At 31.5% G+C, this 18,303-nt stretch carries 22 protein-coding genes; 15 read left to right on the top strand and 7 right to left on the bottom strand.

Going from position 1 to position 18,303, the window contains the following annotated elements; all coding sequences use genetic code 11:
* On the bottom strand, positions 1-972 hold the full coding sequence (locus tag L3X37_RS08055; RefSeq protein WP_237239660.1) for a lysylphosphatidylglycerol synthase domain-containing protein: 972 nt from the start codon (positions 970-972) through the stop codon (positions 1-3).
* Positions 973-1,108: 136 nt separating this feature from the next.
* On the opposite strand from L3X37_RS08055, the gene L3X37_RS08050 reads away from it, so the two are divergent.
* The 8 genes from L3X37_RS08050 to L3X37_RS08015 all read left to right on the top strand — a co-directional run bounded on the left by L3X37_RS08050 (position 1,109) and on the right by L3X37_RS08015 (position 6,944).
* Complete coding sequence (locus tag L3X37_RS08050; protein ID WP_237239659.1) at positions 1,109-1,741, top strand: outer membrane beta-barrel protein; 633 nt, start codon at positions 1,109-1,111, stop codon at positions 1,739-1,741.
* A complete protein-coding gene (gene ruvC, locus L3X37_RS08045; protein ID WP_237239658.1) occupies positions 1,738-2,289 on the top strand; it encodes a crossover junction endodeoxyribonuclease RuvC in 552 nt (183 codons plus the stop codon). The genes L3X37_RS08050 and ruvC overlap by 4 nt, the downstream gene beginning before the upstream one ends.
* Before the next feature lie 52 nt (positions 2,290-2,341).
* Complete coding sequence (gene hemW, locus L3X37_RS08040) at positions 2,342-3,526, top strand: radical SAM family heme chaperone HemW (RefSeq protein ID WP_237239787.1); 1,185 nt, start codon at positions 2,342-2,344, stop codon at positions 3,524-3,526.
* A 31-nt stretch (positions 3,527-3,557) separates the two neighbouring features.
* Positions 3,558-4,307 carry a cyclase family protein gene (locus tag L3X37_RS08035; RefSeq protein WP_237239657.1) on the top strand — a complete coding sequence of 250 codons (750 nt, stop codon included), beginning with the start codon at positions 3,558-3,560 and terminating at the stop codon, positions 4,305-4,307.
* A gap of 1 nt (position 4,308) precedes the next feature.
* A complete protein-coding gene (locus L3X37_RS08030; RefSeq protein ID WP_237239656.1) occupies positions 4,309-4,917 on the top strand; it encodes a DUF4230 domain-containing protein in 609 nt (202 codons plus the stop codon).
* 215 nt (positions 4,918-5,132) lie between these two features.
* Positions 5,133-5,711 carry a PhnA domain-containing protein gene (locus tag L3X37_RS08025; RefSeq protein ID WP_237239655.1) on the top strand — a complete coding sequence of 193 codons (579 nt, stop codon included), beginning with the start codon at positions 5,133-5,135 and terminating at the stop codon, positions 5,709-5,711.
* A 38-nt stretch (positions 5,712-5,749) separates the two neighbouring features.
* A complete protein-coding gene (locus L3X37_RS08020) occupies positions 5,750-6,334 on the top strand; it encodes a hypothetical protein (RefSeq protein ID WP_237239654.1) in 585 nt (194 codons plus the stop codon).
* 16 nt (positions 6,335-6,350) lie between these two features.
* The gene (locus tag L3X37_RS08015; protein ID WP_237239653.1) at positions 6,351-6,944 is read left to right on the top strand and encodes a hypothetical protein; all 594 of its coding nucleotides are present in this window, start codon (positions 6,351-6,353) and stop codon (positions 6,942-6,944) included.
* Positions 6,945-7,013: 69 nt separating this feature from the next.
* Here the strand turns inward: L3X37_RS08015 and L3X37_RS08010 are convergent, their stop codons facing one another.
* The gene (locus tag L3X37_RS08010) at positions 7,014-7,862 is read right to left on the bottom strand and encodes an AraC family transcriptional regulator (RefSeq protein ID WP_237239652.1); all 849 of its coding nucleotides are present in this window, start codon (positions 7,860-7,862) and stop codon (positions 7,014-7,016) included.
* A gap of 79 nt (positions 7,863-7,941) precedes the next feature.
* Here L3X37_RS08010 and L3X37_RS08005 point away from each other — a divergent pair, with 79 nt between their 5' ends.
* The 6 genes from L3X37_RS08005 to L3X37_RS07980 all read left to right on the top strand — a co-directional run bounded on the left by L3X37_RS08005 (position 7,942) and on the right by L3X37_RS07980 (position 13,779).
* A complete protein-coding gene (locus tag L3X37_RS08005; RefSeq protein ID WP_237239651.1) occupies positions 7,942-8,955 on the top strand; it encodes a dihydrodipicolinate synthase family protein in 1,014 nt (337 codons plus the stop codon).
* 220 nt (positions 8,956-9,175) lie between these two features.
* The gene (locus tag L3X37_RS08000; RefSeq protein WP_237239650.1) at positions 9,176-9,442 is read left to right on the top strand and encodes a DUF1272 domain-containing protein; all 267 of its coding nucleotides are present in this window, start codon (positions 9,176-9,178) and stop codon (positions 9,440-9,442) included.
* A complete protein-coding gene (locus L3X37_RS07995; RefSeq protein ID WP_237239649.1) occupies positions 9,439-11,022 on the top strand; it encodes an aldehyde dehydrogenase (NADP(+)) in 1,584 nt (527 codons plus the stop codon). The genes L3X37_RS08000 and L3X37_RS07995 overlap by 4 nt, the downstream gene beginning before the upstream one ends.
* Positions 11,023-12,033: a 4-hydroxyproline epimerase gene (locus tag L3X37_RS07990; RefSeq protein ID WP_237239648.1), complete on the top strand. Its 1,011-nt coding sequence runs from the start codon at positions 11,023-11,025 to the stop codon at positions 12,031-12,033.
* Between the two features lie 118 nt (positions 12,034-12,151).
* Positions 12,152-12,514 carry a four helix bundle protein gene (locus L3X37_RS07985; protein WP_237239647.1) on the top strand — a complete coding sequence of 121 codons (363 nt, stop codon included), beginning with the start codon at positions 12,152-12,154 and terminating at the stop codon, positions 12,512-12,514.
* Between the two features lie 20 nt (positions 12,515-12,534).
* The gene (locus tag L3X37_RS07980; RefSeq protein WP_237239646.1) at positions 12,535-13,779 is read left to right on the top strand and encodes an NAD(P)/FAD-dependent oxidoreductase; all 1,245 of its coding nucleotides are present in this window, start codon (positions 12,535-12,537) and stop codon (positions 13,777-13,779) included.
* Positions 13,780-13,822: 43 nt separating this feature from the next.
* On the opposite strand, the gene L3X37_RS07975 is transcribed toward L3X37_RS07980, so the two are convergent.
* The 3 genes from L3X37_RS07975 to L3X37_RS07970 form a co-directional block, all read right to left on the bottom strand.
* Positions 13,823-13,960: a GNAT family N-acetyltransferase gene (locus tag L3X37_RS07975; RefSeq protein ID WP_237239645.1), complete on the bottom strand. Its 138-nt coding sequence runs from the start codon at positions 13,958-13,960 to the stop codon at positions 13,823-13,825.
* Positions 13,961-14,121: 161 nt separating this feature from the next.
* Positions 14,122-14,250 carry a hypothetical protein gene (locus tag L3X37_RS15250; protein ID WP_262910797.1) on the bottom strand — a complete coding sequence of 43 codons (129 nt, stop codon included), beginning with the start codon at positions 14,248-14,250 and terminating at the stop codon, positions 14,122-14,124.
* A 3-nt stretch (positions 14,251-14,253) separates the two neighbouring features.
* Positions 14,254-14,685 (bottom strand): YybH family protein, encoded by a 432-nt coding sequence (locus L3X37_RS07970; RefSeq protein ID WP_237239644.1) that lies wholly within the window; start codon positions 14,683-14,685, stop codon positions 14,254-14,256.
* A 309-nt stretch (positions 14,686-14,994) separates the two neighbouring features.
* Between L3X37_RS07970 and L3X37_RS07965 the strand changes: the two genes are divergently transcribed.
* Positions 14,995-15,303 (top strand): hypothetical protein, encoded by a 309-nt coding sequence (locus tag L3X37_RS07965; protein WP_237239643.1) that lies wholly within the window; start codon positions 14,995-14,997, stop codon positions 15,301-15,303.
* A gap of 4 nt (positions 15,304-15,307) precedes the next feature.
* Here L3X37_RS07965 and L3X37_RS07960 read toward each other — a convergent pair whose 3' ends face one another.
* Both L3X37_RS07960 and L3X37_RS07955 read right to left on the bottom strand, forming a co-directional pair.
* Entirely contained in the window at positions 15,308-16,408 is a 1,101-nt protein-coding gene (locus L3X37_RS07960) for a DUF4407 domain-containing protein (protein WP_237239642.1), read from the bottom strand.
* Between the two features lie 59 nt (positions 16,409-16,467).
* Entirely contained in the window at positions 16,468-18,303 is a 1,836-nt protein-coding gene (locus L3X37_RS07955; RefSeq protein WP_237239641.1) for a M56 family metallopeptidase, read from the bottom strand.

Here is an 18,303-nt window from a genome sequence, read left to right as displayed (position 1 = left end):
CTAATCTTCGTTTTTGGGTAAGTTAAAATTGAGTACATAAAAACTGCCAAACAAACTTGGTACCACAAAATTAAATAACCACATAAGTGTAATAATGCTTAAAATAGTAAACTCGTTAACACCAGCTAAATCAAATAAATACAGTGCAATACTACCTTTTATTACAACATCGAAAATAAATATAGAAGGAATTATTGAAGCTAATAAATACATAGAAGTAATAATAATCATAGTATTTATATAAGTCATGTTAACACCAAATAGTTGTAATAAAAAGTAAAATTGAAATGAGAAAAACGCATATCGAATTAATGAATATAAAAACCCAAAAACAATTTTTTTTCTAGGAAATTCTAAAACAAATGATTTTAATTTTTCTAATGAAAAACCTTTAATAGTGAATTTGCTTTTTTTTATGCCAAAACCAACCAAAAGTATTCCCATTACACCTAATGACAAAATTCTTGCAAGTCTGTAATAATCTAAATTTACATCATACGTTGTTACAAGAAAGCAAAAGCCAACTATACCTAAAATTAGGGTAACGCTCATTTGTAATAGGTTGCTTAATAGGTTTATTAGTACGATACGTTTTCTAAAATTAGCGGAATAATAAATAGCTTTTGCGCCATATTCTCCAATTCTATTTGGTGTAAATAAGGAAGCTGTTAAGGCGCCTAAACTTTGCTCAAGCGCATTTTTAAAGGTTATTTTTTTTATATAAGAAACTAAATGTTTCCATTTTAATATTTCAAAAAGCCAATTAAAAAAGCTTAAAAAAAGCAATAAAACGATGTTTTTTGGTGTAAAAATGTCATTTTTTTCTAAAAAATCAACAAAAGCAGAAAATTGTAAATCAGTGTTGTTTGTTAGTTTTTCATAAATAAAAAAAAATGCACCAGCCACTATGCTTAATTTAATCAGCACAAAAAAGAATTGCTTAGTTTTGTATGGTAACGAATTATTTATCATATAAAATAAAAAAGAATTTCTCGAAGCGTTGCTTTGAGATTTTCGTTGAAACTGTCATTCCAGTGAAAAACGGGAATCTAAATAAAAGAATTGCTTGAAATTATTTTATTTCAGCAAATTAAGCCATTATTATTTTATGATTTTAAAATACAACTCAATATTCTTTTTAATACTAATTACTTGCTTTAGTTTTTTGGGGTTTTCGCAAAACGATACAAGCACTTTTAAAGCGCAATTTGCTTTGGGGATAAACAGTCCATCAGCAAATGGATTTGTAAATAATTTTGAAGCTAAGTCGATTAATTTTCCAAGTATTAACTTAGGAATTCAATATATGTTTAAGCCAAAGTTAGGTGCAAAATTAGATTTTGGTTATAACCGTTTTTCAAACCTAAATAATACACCAGAATTTAAAGTTAATTATACCCGACTTAATGCGCAACTGGTTTACGATGCTACAAGTGTTTTTGGTTTTTTATCACAACGCATGTGCACTTTTATTCATGCAGGACCAGGTTATACGTCTGTTAAACCGTTAGGTAATTATACTAATAACGACACATTATTTTTAAATGTAATGGCAGGTATTGATTTTCATTATGGTATTTCAGATAAACTTTCGGTGTATTTCGATACTTCTTATGTATTAGGATTAGGAAAAGATTTTAATCCAATTTCGAGCGGATTTGGATCGTTTAACGGAAACATGTTAGCATTTACTATTGGCGCATCCATTTCGTTAAGTGGTTGCTATTATTGTGGAGAATGAGTAAAGAAAAAATAATTTTAGGGATAGACCCTGGAACAACCATTATGGGTTTCGGGCTCATAAAAGTAGTTGGTAAAAAAATGCAATTTATGCAACTTAATGAGCTTGATCTTAAAAAATACAGTGATCATTACCTAAAACTCAAACTTATTTTTGAACGTACCATAGAACTTATCGACACACATCATCCAGATGAGATTGCCATTGAGGCGCCTTTTTTTGGGAAGAATGTGCAAAGTATGCTTAAACTTGGTAGAGCACAAGGTGTTGCTATGGCAGCAGGATTATCGAGACAAATTCCAATTACCGAATATTTACCAAAAAAAATTAAAATGGCTATTACCGGAAATGGTAATGCGAGTAAAGAACAAGTTGCAAAAATGTTGCAAAGCCTACTTGATTTAAAAACATTGCCAAAAAACCTAGATGCAACCGATGGGTTGGCAGCAGCTGTTTGTCATTTTTATAACTCTGGAAAAGTTACCGTAGGTAAGAGTTATTCTGGATGGGAAAGTTTTGTAAAACAGAATCAAGATAAAATAGGTTAGTATATCTTTGTTATTTCTGCCAAAGCAGGAATTCACTTTTAATAGTTAAGCCATCTCAGGAATTTACATTCACATACCATTTTGCAAGCAAGCATGTTATTATTGCGATTTTCATTTTTCTACATCATTAAGCAAGAAAGATGAACTAATTAATACACTTTTAATAGAATTGCAGTTACGAAAAGAAGAGCTTAAAAATCAAACCATAGAAACTATTTACTTTGGTGGAGGCACGCCTTCACTATTAATGAATGAAGAATTAAAATTGTTGATTGATGCCGTTTATAAAAACTATCAAGTTGTAGAAAACCCAGAAATTACATTAGAAGCTAATCCAGACGACTTAACAACTAAACGAATAAACGATTTAGCAGCTTCCCAAATAAACAGATTGAGTATTGGCATTCAATCCTTCTTTGAAGACGATTTAAAAAGCATGAATCGTGCGCATAATGCAACAGAAGCAAAAAAATGTTTAGAAGAAGCAACACGTTATTTTGATAACATTACCATCGATTTAATTTACGGTATTCCAAACATGAGTTTAGATAAGTGGAACCAAAATCTACAGATAGCTTTTGATTTTGGTGTCAATCATATTTCTAGCTACGCCTTAACGGTAGAGCCTAAAACAGCCTTAGATAGTTTTATTAAAAAAGGGACTTATCCACCAATTGATGAAGACCTAGCTTTAGAACATTTTAATCATTTAATAGCTGAAACCGAAAAAAAAGGCTTTATACAGTACGAGATTTCTAATTTTGGAAAACCTAATTATTTTTCTAAACATAACACAAGCTACTGGAAAGGGAAACCGTATTTAGGAATTGGACCATCAGCACATTCGTTTAATAACAATCAACGCAGTTGGAATGTATCAAATAACACAAAATATATTAAATCTATTCAGCAAAACGAATTACCTTCAACTGTTGAAACACTCTCAAAAAAAGACAGATTCAATGAGTATGTTATGACGGGTTTGCGTACTATTTGGGGAGTTTCATTAAATAAAATTAAAGAAGACTTTGGAGTCGAATATAAAGAACATTTACTAACAGCATCTAAAGAATTTATCCATCAACAATTACTAGTCATTGCGAATGAAATGAAGCAATCTCATTCTCTTGAAAAGATTACTTTGTCGCAAGCTCCTCGTAATGACGAAATTCTTAAAGCAACCCAAAAAGGAAAATTTTTAATTGATGGAATTTCATCAAGTCTTTTTCTTATTTAATCCTTAAATTTACGCTTAACATCCATTACACATGAAAGCAGTTATAAACGTAAACAGTCGTACCTACGCCATATATATAGATAAACCCTTAGATATTTCAATCCCATTACGTGCTACAAAAAGCAACGTAAATGCTTGGTATATTGATGAACCTATTATAGAACCAGTAAAAATGAATGACTTTATTGTAAGCGTTGAACATGGAGCTCCAGTAAATTTTAATAGCATCCTGTTTAATCCACATGCTCACGGTACGCATACAGAATGTGTTGGTCATATTACAGAAAAAAAATACAGTATTAATCAATGTCTAAAACAGTTCTTTTTTGTCGCTGAAGTCATAACAGTTGCGCCAGAAAAATTAGGAGATGATTTTGTGATTTCGGCTAAGCAATTGCGTTTTGCTATTGGAAACAAAAAGCGTGAAGCAGTTATTATTAGAACATTACCAAATACTACTGAAAAATTATCGCAACAATATTCAAATACTAATCCACCATACTTGTTAGAAGAAGCAGCAATTTATTTAAAAAGTAAAGGGGTAAAGCATTTACTTATTGATTTACCAAGTGTTGATAAAGAAAGAGATGATGGCAAATTATTATCTCATAATGCTTTTTGGAATACAGACGGAAAAATAAGAACCGAGGCAACTATTACAGAGTTTATTTATGTGCCTAATAGCATTGAAGATGGTAAGTATATTCTAAATCTTCAAATAGCACCATTTGAGAATGATGCAACACCAAGCAAACCTGTTTTATATAAATTATACGAATAGTATGGAAGCAATTTTAGGTTTAATAATTGGTGTTTTACTAGCGGTTGGTGTTATTACCTATATTAAATATTTGCAATCAAAAAAATTGACTAATTCGCAATCTGTTATTCTTTTAGATAAAGTTAAAAGTGTTTGTAAATTTATAACTGTAGAAGGCGATTTTGCAGAAATTTACCATTATGAAGATGTTAAACAGAAATTTTTAAAACTTATTTCAAGTAAAAAGAAAGCCTTGGTTGTTATTAATGCAAAAGCTTACGTGGGTTACGATTTAGCAAAAATTAAACTCAAATCAGATAATATAAATAAGAAAATTATATTAAAACACTTTCCACAACCAGAAGTGTTATCTATAGAAACTAATTTGAATTATTACGATAAATCGGATGGTTTATTTAATAAGTTTGAAGCTGCCGATTTAACCGATTTACATACCCGAGCTAAATGGCATATTAAGGATAAAATTCCAGAAAGTGGTTTAATTCAAGTTGCACAAAAAGAAGCCTTAGAAACTATATCGCTTATGGAAACTATAGTAGAAACAATTGGTTGGAAACTAGATTATTCAGCTTTAAAACTAGAAGATACGGAACAAAAACTAGTTGACTAATGCAAATAAATTAAATTAGATACCCTAAGTAATAAGCATTAGCATACTATGGCAATTTATAAAAATGAATTACTACCTAAATTGGTTTTAGAACTTATACATTATAGTTACAATATGGTTGTAAAAGGAATGATAAAAAAGTTTAGAGAAGAACTAAACAATTTGTAGAAGCAACTATATAAATGTATTATTGCATGGTAAAATAGCATTCAAAAATGAGTTTAGAAAGAACGTTAAAAAAACGAAGTAATTTAGTTTGTGAGTTATGTTCATGTGATGAAAACCTTCAAGTGTATCTAGTGCCTCCATTAAAAGACGAGAATTTAGAAAACGCACTTATGGTTTGTAAAACTTGTGTTGAGCAAATAGAAAATCCAGAAGCTACAGAAGCAAACCATTGGAGATGCTTAAACGATAGCATGTGGAGCGAGCATAAACCAGTACAAGTAGTAGCTTGGAGAATGCTTTCTAGATTACGAAAAGAAGGTTGGCCACAAGACCTCTTAGACATGATGTATTTAGATGAAGAAACCCTTGCATTTGCAAAAGCAACAGGTGAAGGTGAAGACGACCCAAATAAGATAATACATCGTGATGTAAATGGTGTGGTTTTAGAAGCTGGAGATTCTGTGGTGCTTATTAAAGATCTTAAAGTAAAAGGATCAAGCATGATAGCTAAACAAGGTACCGCTGTTAGAAACATTCGTTTAGATAAAGATAACGAAAAATACATCGAAGGAAAGGTGGGTCCAACGCAAATCGTTATTATTACAGATTACGTTAAAAAGCTTTAAACCTTCCTCAACTTTATTTTATATAATTATTTATTTTTATGAGAAAATCAACACTAGTAACTTTTTTAATAATCTTTTTTATATCTGTTAACATATATTCTCAAGACAAAACCTTTGCAATAAAATTTGGATATGGCATATCTAATGCCTATGCACCTAATGGTGAACTTCTTTTATATACGGATGGAAGTGCAGGACAAGGGAATGACTCGTTCGAATATACTTCAGGTTTTCAAGTAGGGGTATCAAAATTACTTTTTTTGAAAAGTGAAGAAAACTACCTGTCAATTAATGCCCAATATGTAACTAATGGATATAAAGATAATCTATACACCATTGATCTTGACTATATTGAATTAGATGCTACTATAATTAATGAATTTGGAAGAAACTATGATTTTTTTGTAGGAATTGGGGGAGGCCCAGCTTATCTAGTAAATCATAGTGAAGAAATTGACGTTAAAAACAATCTAGACCTTAGAATAAATTTAATGCTTGGTTACAAGATATCAGAAACTTTAAAACTATATTTTCAAGGTAAAGCGGGATGGATTGGGTTATCTAAAGATAATAAAATTAAAAGTTACATGATAACTTTTAATACAGAGTTTATGTTGTTTTAGGTAAAAATTATATTCAATGAAAAAGGTAATTCTTATTTCTTTTCTTTTTATAAATACTCTTATTTACGGTCAGACTATCATTTCCAATAGCGCAACAGTATATCTTAAAAACAAAAAGGTGCTAAATGGTGAAATGAGAATGGGACTTAAAGGTCTTAGAATTAAACATAATTCCAAGAAATTTAAAGTCTATATGGGTAAAGAAATTGATAGTGTCCATATTTCAACAGAAAATGAAGTATACAAGTTTGAATACATTCCTCTAAAACATTCTAAAGGTAACTTTAAAGATTACAAGCTCATGCAACCTGTGTTTGTAGGTAAAAAGATTACTCTTTACAATTATAGTGAAGCTGTATACATGAGCAATGGATTTGGTATGTATGGAAAAACAGGTGGTAGTTTCTCATTTTTATATGCTATTAGGAATAATGAAAAGATACCTACTCGCATAGGAAGTAATTTCGGTTTCCACAAAGGTTTTAGAAAAGAAGGACCTAAGTATTTTAAGGATTGTCCGGATTTAGTATCTAAGATTAATAATGATATTTTTACAAAAGAAAATATTATAGACGCTTTTAAATTTTATGAAACTACTTGTGCTAAGTGAATTTAAACGGTAGCTAAACATTAATCTAGGTCAGAATATTTTCGTTATGCTTAACTTATTTTCTTTTTCTTATCGATAACTGTCTTTCTTAAATAATGAAGGACTGTTTTTTTTCACAACCTTAAACTGTCTATTAAAATTTGACATATTATTAAACCCCGATTTTTCAGCAATTTCTATAATGCTCAAATCTTGGTTTGATAATAAAAGTTTACAAGCATTTTCAATACGTAACTCGTTTAAAAATGTAAAATAAGTTTTGTTAGTCCGCTTTTTAAAGTATTTACAAAATGCATTTTTAGTCATAGCCGACACTTGAGCAACATCATCTAGACTAATTTGTTGATTATAGTTTTGCATGGTAAAATCCATAACATCTCGCATGCGTTTTCCTTCACTATCCGTGTATTTTTTGTCATAAATAAAAGAAGATAAAGGTTGAGTTTTCGATTTAGAAAGCGCTTTTAAAACTTCCAGTAGTAATATAAAACGTTGCAACTTACTACTTTCATGCAATTGCTTAAAAAGCGTTTCAATTTTTTTTGATTTTGGAGATACCTTAAAACCATAATTTACCTTTTTGAAAAAAGGTCTTAGTTCCCTTAATTCTTCCAATTCAAAAAAAGTTGAACCAAATGCATCATTTGAAAAAAAAAGTGTCAACATTTCCGATTGGATATTAGTACTTATATCGCTTTTAAAAACATGAGGTAGATTACTTCCAAGGGCAATTACATCGCCTTTTTTATAGTAATTAATAGTATCTCCAACCACAAGAGCGCCTTCGCCTTCAGCGATAAAACTCACCTGAATTTCTTCATGTTGATGAAACTTATCATAGAATATTAATTCCTTATCTTCTTGATAAATTAGAGCGTCATGCTCAGGTTTTGGTATTTGAAATGGTAAAACTTTCATATAACAAATATGCAAATAATATTCAATATATTATTTATTTAACAAAAAAAGGATAATATAATACAATATATGGATAAAAATGCATTATTTTCTAGCTGAATTCTGTATTACTTTTATCAAAATAAAATTAATTACAATGAGTTTAAAATGGGAAGGCGTTATGCCAGCTGTGTTTACATGGTTGAAAGAGTCAAAATCTGGCGCTCTTGAAATGGACCCTGATGCAACACAAAAATACGCCGCAGGGATTTTAAAAGTTCAAGGAAAAGGCGGAAGCAGAATGAACGGACTTGTTGGTTCTGGAACTCTGGGTGAGAATAGCTACTTGAGCACAAAGCAGCGTCTTTCCTTACTTAAAGCCCTTTCTGAGGTTGCTAAAGAATACAATGTCCCGTTGATTAGCGGAGCTGCGGCAGAAACAAAGGAAGAGCTTGCCAAAATCGTTGAAGGACTTGCTAAAGTTGGGGTGGATACCGTAATGGTTATGCCGCCAAAAACTAAGGAACTTCCTTCTGATGAAGACATGTATTCGTACTATGAGCTTGCAGAATTCACTGCAAGAGGTGCAGGTGTATCAGTAATGCCTTATAACAATCCTGATGCAGCTGGTTATCATGCGCTTTCAACCGAGCTTCTTCTAAAACTTGCTGAACTACCCAATATAAATGCCCTTAAAATATCTACAATTGATGTTTCAATTATTGAAACGATGATGTTGGCAAACAAAGATTTAAAAATTTTGGCAGGTGTTGATACCGTAACGGTACATGCAGGACTTGCTGGTGCATGTGGTGGAATTACAGGAGTTGGTTGTATCTTTCCAAAAGCTAGTGTTAGCATGCAGGAATATGTTTCAAACGGACAATGGGCTGAAGCAAATAAAATTTCTCAGGCAATGAATTCCATCTCGTATTTAGATGCTCAGCCATTACTTATGGAATATCTTAAGCTTGCTATGGGAATTCATCATAATGATGTTGCTGGAGGACTTCGTACCTTTGGTAAGAAATTAACTCAACAGCAAATTGATGATGTCCATACAAGATATATTCTGGCAAAAGAAAGACTTGAAATTCTGGATTTAATAGATTAAGTCCTTTAAATATTAAAAAAGAGAAAGCTTCTTTTTTATAGAAGGTATAATAAAAACATTTAAAAAATATGTGAAGATGATTACAGGAAAAAACCAGATAGTAAATGCGCTTTTGCTAGGCCAAAGAGCTTCAACAGAACCTCAATCACTAACACAGAAATTTCTGCGAAAATAAAAATTTCAATAACTTTAAAACGTATTTGAAAACGATATAATATACATGCTAGAAATAAGACCAACATGCGAACATTGCAACAAATCATTGCCACACGATTCTAGTGAGGTAATGATTTGTACGTTTGAATGTACTTTTTGTAAAAACTGTGTTGAAAATGTATTGAAGCACATTTGTCCAAATTGTGGAGGTGGTTTTGAAAAACGACCAATTAGACCAAAAAATTTACTCGAAAAATATCCAACTTCAATAAAAACAGTTCATAAACCTGTCGATATTGAAACTCACCTAAAAAGAATTGAAAATCAATGATTACAGGAAAAAATTATATAGGAAATCAATTATCAGCCAAAGGAAGCAAAACGTTCAAAACGTTTAATCCTTTATTGAATATAGAAAATCAATGGGAAATCACTGAGGCTTCTCAAGAAGATGTTAATCAAGCTGCTGAATTAGCAGCAGAAGCTTTTAAAACATACTCCAAAACTTCAGGAGTAAGAAAAGCTGAATTTCTGAGAGCAATAGCAGACGAAATAGAAGCACTAGGCGATGAATTATTACAGGTTTATTCTTCAGAAAGTGGGTTACCAAAAGGAAGAGCCATGGGAGAAAGAGGAAGAACACTTGGGCAATTACGTGCCTTTGCAAATCATGTAGAAGAAGGCAATTGGGTAGATGCATCAATTGATACAGCTCAACCAGATAGAAAACCACTCCCAAAAGTAGACTTACGTAAAATGAATGTGGCTTTAGGACCAGTTGTAGTTTTTGGAGCATCAAACTTTCCATTTGCATTTTCAACAGCAGGAGGAGATACAGCAGCAGCCCTTGCAGCAGGATGCCCTGTAATTGTAAAATCACATCCAATGCATGCAGCAACAGGCGAAATGGTTAGTAGTGCAGTTGTTAGAGCTGCTGAAAAAACCGACATGCCTAATGGTGTGTTTTCTAATCTTAATTCTAGTGGAATAGAAGTTGGACAACAATTAGTAATGCATCCTAAAGTTAAAGCAGTTGGTTTTACTGGGAGTATTCGTGGTGGTCGAGCATTATACGATTTAGCTGCAAAACGTGAAGAACCAATTCCTGTATTTGCAGAAATGGGAAGTATTAATCCAGTTGTTATTTTGCCACAAGCATTAAATAATAGAGCTGAAGCAATTGCTAAAACCTATGCGGGCTCAATTACATTAGGAACAGGACAGTTTTGTACAAACCCAGGGTTGATTATTGCTGTGAAATCTGAAGGGTTGACTAGTTTTGTTAATACTTTAGCTGAAGAAATTGTAAAAGTTGAACCATCATGTATGTTGCACCCAAATATTGCAGGAGCATACGAAACCAATAAATCTAAAGCACTGTCACAAAGCGGAATAAAAGTATTGGCAGGTTATGAAAATGATGTAGAACCTAATTATGCCAGACAAGTTGTAACAACTGTTGAAGGTGATACGTTTTTAAATAATACAACATTGCATCACGAAGTTTTTGGACCATTTTCGTTGGTTGTACAGTGTGAAGACAAGCAACAATTAGAAAAAATCATTTCTAGTTTAGAAGGACAATTAACAGGGACAATAATTTCTGATGATAATGAAATAGCTAATCACGCTAATGTTGTTAATGCATTGCAAAATAGAGTTGGGCGAATTATTTTTAATGGAGTCCCAACTGGTGTTGAGGTTTGCCCTTCTATGCAACATGGAGGACCTTATCCTGCCTCAACAGACAGTCGTTTTACAGCGGTTGGTGTAGATTCAATCAAGCGTTTTGTTAGACCATTTAGTTTTCAAGATTGGCCAAACCACCTACTTCCAGATGAATTAAAAAATGAAAACCCTTTGGAGATTACTAGACTAGTTAATGGTGTTAAAACTTCAACTAAAATTTAAATGGCACGCACAAAATTTGTTTGCATAGATGCACATACTTGTGGTAACCCAGTGCGCGTAATTGTTGAGGGAAATCCAAATTTGGTTGGTAAATCCATGAGCGAAAAGCGCCAGCATTTTTTAAAAGAATACGATTGGATTCGAAAAGGCTTGATGTTTGAACCACGTGGTCATGATATGATGAGTGGTAGTTTTTTATTTCCACCTCACAATCCAGAAAACGATTTTGCCATTTTATTTATTGAAACTTCGGGCTGCTTACCTATGTGTGGCCATGGTACAATAGGAACTATTACTATTGCTATTGAAGAAGGTTTAATTACACCAAAAATACCAGGAAAAATTAGAATGGAAGCTCCTGCTGGTTTGGTTGAAATTGATTATCAGCAAACCAATGGAAAAGTAGAGTGGGTAAAACTTACTAACGTAAAAAGTTATTTGGCTGCTGAAAATTTAACTGTTGAATGCCCAGAATTAGGAGAAATTACTTTTGATGTAGCTTACGGAGGAAATTATTATGCTATTGTAGATCCGCAGAAAAACTTTTCTGGAGTACATGATTTTACAGCTTCAAAAATTATTCAGTATTCTCAGGTAGTACGAGAAAGAATTAATGAAAAGTATTTTGAAAAGTTTGTACATCCAGAAAATGAAACGATTAAAGATGTGACTCATATGTTGTGGACAGGTAATCCAATCGATCCAACTTCTTCTGGAAGAAATGCTGTGTTTTATGGCGATAAAGCTATCGATAGAAGTCCTTGTGGAACAGGAACATCTGCACGTTTAGCGCAGTTGTACACTAAGGGAAGGTTAAAGCTTCACGAGCCATTTGTACATGAAAGTTTTATAGGTAGTAGATTTATTGGTTGTGTTGAAAAGGAAACAACTTTGGATGGTAAATTAGCAATTATTCCTAGTATCCAAGGTTGGGCAAAAGTATATGGTTATAATACTATTTTTATAGATGATGAAGACGACCCCTATGCACATGGTTTTCAAGTCATTTAAAACATTGAAATAATGAAATAATGAGTTAATGAAATAATGAGTTAATGAAATAATGAGTTAATGAAACAATGAAAAAGTGAAATAATATAATGCCAATTGAATAATAAATTATTGAGGTATGAATAAATCTGAATTTGTTGAAACTTTAAAAAAAAGAACAAAAAAATTAGCCGTAGATATCATCTTGTTTTATGATAATATTAAAAAAACAGATACAACAAGAATTATTGGCAGGCAACTTATTCGTTCAGCTACTTCAACGGCAGCTAATTATAGAGCAGCTTGTATTGCGAGATCTCAAAAAGAGTTTTTTTCTAAAATATCAATTGTTGTTGAGGAAGCAGACGAAACACTATTTTGGCTAGAGGTTTTGAAAGACACGAAATTTGCTTCAGAAGAATCAATACAACTACTTATGAAAGAAACTCTTGAAATAGTGAAGATTGTATCAAAAGCCAGAAAAAATGTTGGTAATAATTAAATCATTTAATCATTAATTCAGTGAAAAATTGTATAATTATTGGTGGCGGAATTATCGGATTATGTTCTGCGTACTACCTTCAAAAAGAAGGGCATCAAGTTACTATTGTTGATCAGTCTAATCTGGACTCAGGTGCTTCATATGTAAACGCAGGCTATTTATCACCAAGCCATATTATTCCTTTATCTGCTCCAGGTGTTATGAAAAAAGGATTGAAGTGGATGTTTAATAAATCGAGTCCATTGTATATCAAACCACGACTAGATTTAGATTTTTTAAAATGGACTTTGGCCTTTAATAAATCGTGCAACGCAGCGCACGTAAAAAAGGCAATACCTGCAATTAAGGCCATTTCTCTTTTAAGTCAAGAGTTGTATGATGATATTAAGCGTGATGAAAACTTTTCATTTCATTATGAGAAAAAAGGTTTGCTCATGTTATGTCAAACCAATAAAGCATTAGAACAAGAAATACAAACGGCAAATTTGGCAAAAGCTGAAGGTTTAGATGCTAAAGAAATAAATCTTGAAGAACTAAAACAATTAGAGCCAAATACATTGCTTAACGTAAAAGGCGCAACGTATTACAAATGTGATTTTCATACAACACCACATGAATTTATGAATGAAATGAAAGCACATTTAAAAGCTAAAGGTGTTGTTTTTTATATAAATGAAAAGGTTGAAGATTTAGAGGTTAAAAATCAAAAAATTTCAGCAGTTAAGACCGATAAGCAACTATTAAATGCAGATGAAGTTGTTTTATCGGCAGGATCTTGGAGCTCTTTTTTAAGTAAAAAGTTAGGCTTAAAACTATTGCTTCAAGCAGGGAAAGGCTATCGAATTAATACTGAGAACGAAACAGGAATAACCATTCCAGCAATTTTAACTGAAGCTAAAGTAGCAGTAACGCCTATGAATGGTTTTACTAGGTTTGCTGGAACAATGGAAATAGCTGGTATAAACCACAATATAAATAAAACACGCGTTGAATCAATAGCTAATGCAGCAACTCGATATTATCCTCATGTTAATTTAACTTCTGAAGAAAAAAGTAATGCAGCAAGTGGTTTAAGACCTGTATCGCCAGATGGCTTGCCATATATAGGTAAATCATCTAAATGCAAAAATTTAACTATTGCAACAGGACATGCTATGATGGGTTGGAGTATGGGAACAGCAACAGGTAAATTGGTTTCGGAAATTATTTCGGAACAAAAACTATCATTAGAGTTAGCTAATTACAATCCTGACAGAAAGTTTTAAAATAGTTTATAGTCCCAATTTTCAATATTTAAACACATATTGATCATATGTTTTTAAAACCTGCTTTTTTATAGGCTTTGATTGCTGATGGGTTGTTTTCGTAAACATCTAGTCGTATTTCGTTTATGTTTTTAGTCTTACACCATTTTAAAAGAGCATTTATAATAAGACTATTATGCATTACCTCTATGTTTTTCTGGAACAAACATAAAACCTAAATACCCTTGTTTAGTGTGCTTTAAGTAATGCCTATCTTTTTTAATTTTGGCATAGCCAGATGCAACAATTTCTGAGCTATTTAATTCAACAACTAGTAATTCATAATTGTCGTTTTTTATAAATTCAGTAATAGTTTATTTTACCTTCCTTAATGGTAGAGTCCATAGGTCGTTCAGCCTCAATAAGTCCTTGTTCAAACTTTAATAAAACAGGAATGTCTTTTAAAGTCGCTTTTCTAACTACAGGATGCATAATTTAACTAGAAGTATCGGCAATAATTTTCCACTTGCCATTAATTTTTTTGAAAACAAGCATAAAAATACCAGTGGCATTTCCAACATTCCGTTTTAAATGATATTCGCCCAAAACAAAGTACGCACCTTCGTTTATTTTAGAGATATCATTAATTTTAAAACTTAAAGTTCCTGTGTGATCTTCAGTTGGATATGCTTTTTTGTAACGATCTAAAGTGTTTTGCCAACCATAAGTAACACCATTACTACCATAAAATTTAAGCGAATCACTTTTCCAGTAGCCTTCCATAAATTCTTCAATATTATTTTTAGACCATGCAATTCTTTGCTTTTTTAAAACTTTCTCGATATTTTTTACGTCTTGATCTTTATTTGTTTGCGCAGTGCTGTAACAAAATGTAGTTAAAAATAGAAGCAATATAAAGTGTTTCATGTGTTTATATTTATTTTTTTTATTGGTCACATGCAGCTTCCATGTAGTCATTCCCTAAGGTATCGAGATTTCGTTATGGAAGTTTCATAATAGTATCTTACTGTATAAGATAAAAGTAAAAATAGCAAAATCTTAGTTTAATTGAGGTCGCTCATCGATTAATTTGACATTTAATTTTTTTTATCTAAAGTTAAAATCTATTCATCGATTAAATGATACAAAGTTGTTTTATTTAGATACTTTTATTGTGTAATCTATATGATTATTCTCCCTCAAATTTATTGTTTAACCATTTAATACCTTGTAATTATGGAATTAGAAATTACCGGCTACAATAACTTTTTTAAAATGAAAGGCATTCTAAGCAAACGCAATTTGGATGTTTTTAAGAATGAATTTAAAAATGTTTTTGATAGATTAGATACTCTTACTATTAGCATTGAGAATATTGAGTGGATGGATAAATATGGTGTAGATGCCTTTGCAGAATTGCATTACGAAGCCTTATCTAAAAACAAAAAAATGGCTGTAATTGGTTTAGGTTGTAAGGAATTGTACGAACATTTTAAATCTTCTGATGTAACGAATACTCAAAGTAAGTCATTTACTGCTGCATAGATTATTATAATGCATTTTTTTGATTCTTTAAAAAGGCATCTGCTTGAAGTTGCATAAGTTCCCTCGCTTTTTTGCGCTTATATGTATATAATTCTTCCTCGTTTTTTAAATCGCTATAAATTTTGTCGTTAATAGCATGATCTGTTTTTAATAGGGCTTCTCTTTGGTTTTTATTTTGAAGTACTGTTGTTTTTATAGCGGTTTCCTGATCTTCAAATTTAAAATCGTACGCGCCTTTTGGTGATAATAATTTGGCAAAAATAGGAGAGGTTTCAATAGCTAAAAACAACAGAAATATAAAAAAAGAAGGTAACCAAGGTAGTTTGCCTAAAGCGTTTACACGTGCCATTAAGCCATCAAAATTGCTAATTATGGGTTGCGTATCTACAATTTGTTTTTCGTAATCGCCTTTTAGTTTGGCTATTTCGTTTTCTGTGGCTGTAATTTTGGCTTTGTTTTCAGCTTTTAATTCTTGTAATTCGGCTAATAAAGCGTCATGTTTCTCTCTTTTTTCTTTATAAACAGGTCCTTTGCCCAAAAGTTTTGTGCCTGCTGTTCCTTCGGCTTCTGCTATGTAGGTGTCGTAAAGTGCGTTAACCTCTGCTTCTTTGGTGTCTATTTGTTGTTGTAAACTTGTTATTTCACTTTCGAGGGAAGTGATGTTTGGTGTGAATTGTTCTGCTATTTGGTTTTTATTGGCTAAAGTGAGTTCATTTTTTTGTTCTAATAATACTTGATTAATTTCTTTCTCAAAAATCTTTAATTCTAAAGGTTTTGAAATTACAACGGCTATAATTATGGCTAAAATTATTCTGGGTGACGCTTGAATGAGTTCGTCAATAACATTCCCTGTTTTTTTGATTGTTGAAACGATATAACGATCTAAATTAAAAATAAGTAAACCCCAAATAACACCAAAGAAAATGGCTGTATAAAGATTATCGAAAACTGTGTAAAGGGCATGGCTAGAAGCAATAAAAGCCATAACAGCAGTAAAGAAAACGGTGGCGCCAACACCAGCATATTTATTTTGTTCACCTATCGAACAGGTTTCTAAAATATCGGTATCAGAACCTGAACAGATAATAAAAAAACGCTTTAGCATAATAAGATTGATTTTGATTGATTGTCTATTAGAACGCTAAAAGTATGATTTTGTTACAATTATTTTTTAATTAAAGGATTATCTGAAAGTTCAACAACATAATTGTTATTATTTGAACGTCTTGTTGAAATAATATTTTTTTTGTTTTTGGTTAAAATATTTTTAGCTTTTTTGGAAGATATTTCCTTTTTGTTGTAAAAAAATTTTGCTCCTTTTTTTGCCATATCATTAATATAGTCAATCGGGTTTTTAGATGGTAATGGCGGTGCTGGAGTTTCAACAATTTCTATTAATTTAGGCGAAGGTTCTTCAACAATTTCAATAACCTTTATAGGTTTTGGTGCTGGGTTAGGCGAAGATACTTCGATTACTTCAACAATTTCAACAGGTGTTGGCTCAGTCTCAAGAACTTCAACTATTTCTATTTTTACAGGCTCTGGAGGCGGAGATACATTCACTTCAACTACTTCTATTGGCGTAGGTTTTTTAGCAGGTGGTGGCGGTGGCGGTAATAAAGATAAATCTGGATAAGATTCTGCTTTTTTCTTTTGGCTATTACTCATTAATTTATAAAGTAGTTTAAGCCGCATTATCTGTTTGAGCTTAACCATACCTTTATTTGCTATTTGCTTTTTAATGTGTTTTGCAAGCTTGTTATATTCTGCGATTTGTTTTGGAGTTGCTTGTTGTTGAATATTTGGTTTTTTGTGATTAGTGTTCCACCCTAATTTATCTACGTTTTTGGTCTTTAAAGTTCCAAAACTATTTAAAATATCTATAGCTAGAGAAGTATTACTTTTAGAACTCTTTTTGTGAATTAATAGTTCAATTTCCGTTGAATCAGATTTAGCTTTGTTGTGAAATGCATTAAAATTGCGTTTTAGGGTAGAAACAGAATACCATCCATTAGGCAATAATACCAAGCCATCTTTATCTAAAAAAGTTATTATTCTATAATGTTTCTGGGGTTTAATGTCTGCGTCAGTAGCAATTTTGTTTGGCTCTATTTTTACAATTTCTTTTTCGCTAAAACCATAAATTAATATAGCTAGAATGGGTAAAATAAGTATCCCTTTAAGCCAATAGACTTTTTTTGATGTTTGTGTTTTCATAACTGTAAATCGTTTTTTGATTAATGAATAATTGATGGCATTTGCTAGCTGATTAGTTCTAGCATCCTGATAGCTATCGGGAGATGAGTATGCGAGTAATATATTTTGATAGTTTTTGGTATTAATGCCATGTTTTAAAACCGCTTGATCTGCTAAAAACTCATGGTTTAATTTGACGTCTTTTTTTATAAAATAGAGTAACGGATTAAACCAAAATACAATTTGAAGTACTTCTAAAAACAAAATATCTAATGCGTGTTTTTGTTTGGCATGGGTTTGCTCGTGTAATAAAACTTCGTTTGGGATAAGGTTGTGTTCGTATTTGGTTTTGTTTAAAAAGATGTAATTAAAAAAAGTGTGTGGATGTATTAAATCGATTAATAATACATTGATAAAGGGTTGATTTTTAAACTTAGGATTGTTCTTTATTTTTTTAATTAATTGAACAATATTTTTTATAAATCTTATTGAAAACACAATAAATCCTAGCGCATAAATACTCCATAAAATAGTTGGGATATAATCTTGCCATGTTGTTGTTACTTCTTGATTTAAAACTTCTGAATTTGAAGGTTCTAAATATTGAAATGGAATAGAATTTTGAGTAGTTTCAACTTCAATATATTGTGTAAAAGTTATAAACGGAATAACTATAGAAACAAATAAAGCCCCTAAAAGATAAAAGCGTTTAAAGTGATGAATGCTTTCTTTTTCAAGAAATAACTTGTAAAACAACATAAACACAGCTAAACATGCACTGGATTTTAAAATGAGCAATAACAT

The sequence above is a fragment of the Wocania arenilitoris genome (assembly GCF_021728535.1).
Classification (GTDB): Bacteria; Bacteroidota; Bacteroidia; order Flavobacteriales; family Flavobacteriaceae; genus Wocania_A; species Wocania_A arenilitoris.
This window is presented reverse-complemented; position numbering and strand designations above follow the sequence as displayed.

Excerpts from the sequence above, each read along its gene's own strand:
- L3X37_RS08055 (WP_237239660.1), bottom strand. The coding sequence starts at position 972 with ATGATAAATAATTCGTTACCATACAAAACTAAGCAATTCTTTTTTGTG.
- L3X37_RS08050 (WP_237239659.1), top strand. The coding sequence starts at position 1,109 with ATGATTTTAAAATACAACTCAATATTCTTTTTAATACTAATTACTTGC.
- ruvC (WP_237239658.1), top strand. The coding sequence starts at position 1,738 with ATGAGTAAAGAAAAAATAATTTTAGGGATAGACCCTGGAACAACCATT.
- L3X37_RS08035 (WP_237239657.1), top strand. The coding sequence starts at position 3,558 with ATGAAAGCAGTTATAAACGTAAACAGTCGTACCTACGCCATATATATA.
- L3X37_RS08030 (WP_237239656.1), top strand. The coding sequence starts at position 4,309 with ATGGAAGCAATTTTAGGTTTAATAATTGGTGTTTTACTAGCGGTTGGT.
- L3X37_RS08025 (WP_237239655.1), top strand. The coding sequence starts at position 5,133 with ATGAGTTTAGAAAGAACGTTAAAAAAACGAAGTAATTTAGTTTGTGAG.
- L3X37_RS08020 (WP_237239654.1), top strand. The coding sequence starts at position 5,750 with ATGAGAAAATCAACACTAGTAACTTTTTTAATAATCTTTTTTATATCT.
- L3X37_RS08015 (WP_237239653.1), top strand. The coding sequence starts at position 6,351 with ATGAAAAAGGTAATTCTTATTTCTTTTCTTTTTATAAATACTCTTATT.
- L3X37_RS08010 (WP_237239652.1), bottom strand. The coding sequence starts at position 7,862 with ATGAAAGTTTTACCATTTCAAATACCAAAACCTGAGCATGACGCTCTA.
- L3X37_RS08005 (WP_237239651.1), top strand. The coding sequence starts at position 7,942 with ATGCATTATTTTCTAGCTGAATTCTGTATTACTTTTATCAAAATAAAA.
- L3X37_RS08000 (WP_237239650.1), top strand. The coding sequence starts at position 9,176 with ATGCTAGAAATAAGACCAACATGCGAACATTGCAACAAATCATTGCCA.
- L3X37_RS07995 (WP_237239649.1), top strand. The coding sequence starts at position 9,439 with ATGATTACAGGAAAAAATTATATAGGAAATCAATTATCAGCCAAAGGA.
- L3X37_RS07990 (WP_237239648.1), top strand. The coding sequence starts at position 11,023 with ATGGCACGCACAAAATTTGTTTGCATAGATGCACATACTTGTGGTAAC.
- L3X37_RS07985 (WP_237239647.1), top strand. The coding sequence starts at position 12,152 with ATGAATAAATCTGAATTTGTTGAAACTTTAAAAAAAAGAACAAAAAAA.
- L3X37_RS07975 (WP_237239645.1), bottom strand. The coding sequence starts at position 13,960 with ATGCATAATAGTCTTATTATAAATGCTCTTTTAAAATGGTGTAAGACT.
- L3X37_RS15250 (WP_262910797.1), bottom strand. The coding sequence starts at position 14,250 with ATGCATCCTGTAGTTAGAAAAGCGACTTTAAAAGACATTCCTGTTTTA.
- L3X37_RS07970 (WP_237239644.1), bottom strand. The coding sequence starts at position 14,685 with ATGAAACACTTTATATTGCTTCTATTTTTAACTACATTTTGTTACAGC.
- L3X37_RS07965 (WP_237239643.1), top strand. The coding sequence starts at position 14,995 with ATGGAATTAGAAATTACCGGCTACAATAACTTTTTTAAAATGAAAGGC.
- L3X37_RS07960 (WP_237239642.1), bottom strand. The coding sequence starts at position 16,408 with ATGCTAAAGCGTTTTTTTATTATCTGTTCAGGTTCTGATACCGATATT.
- L3X37_RS07955 (WP_237239641.1), bottom strand. The coding sequence starts at position 18,303 with ATGTTATTGCTCATTTTAAAATCCAGTGCATGTTTAGCTGTGTTTATG.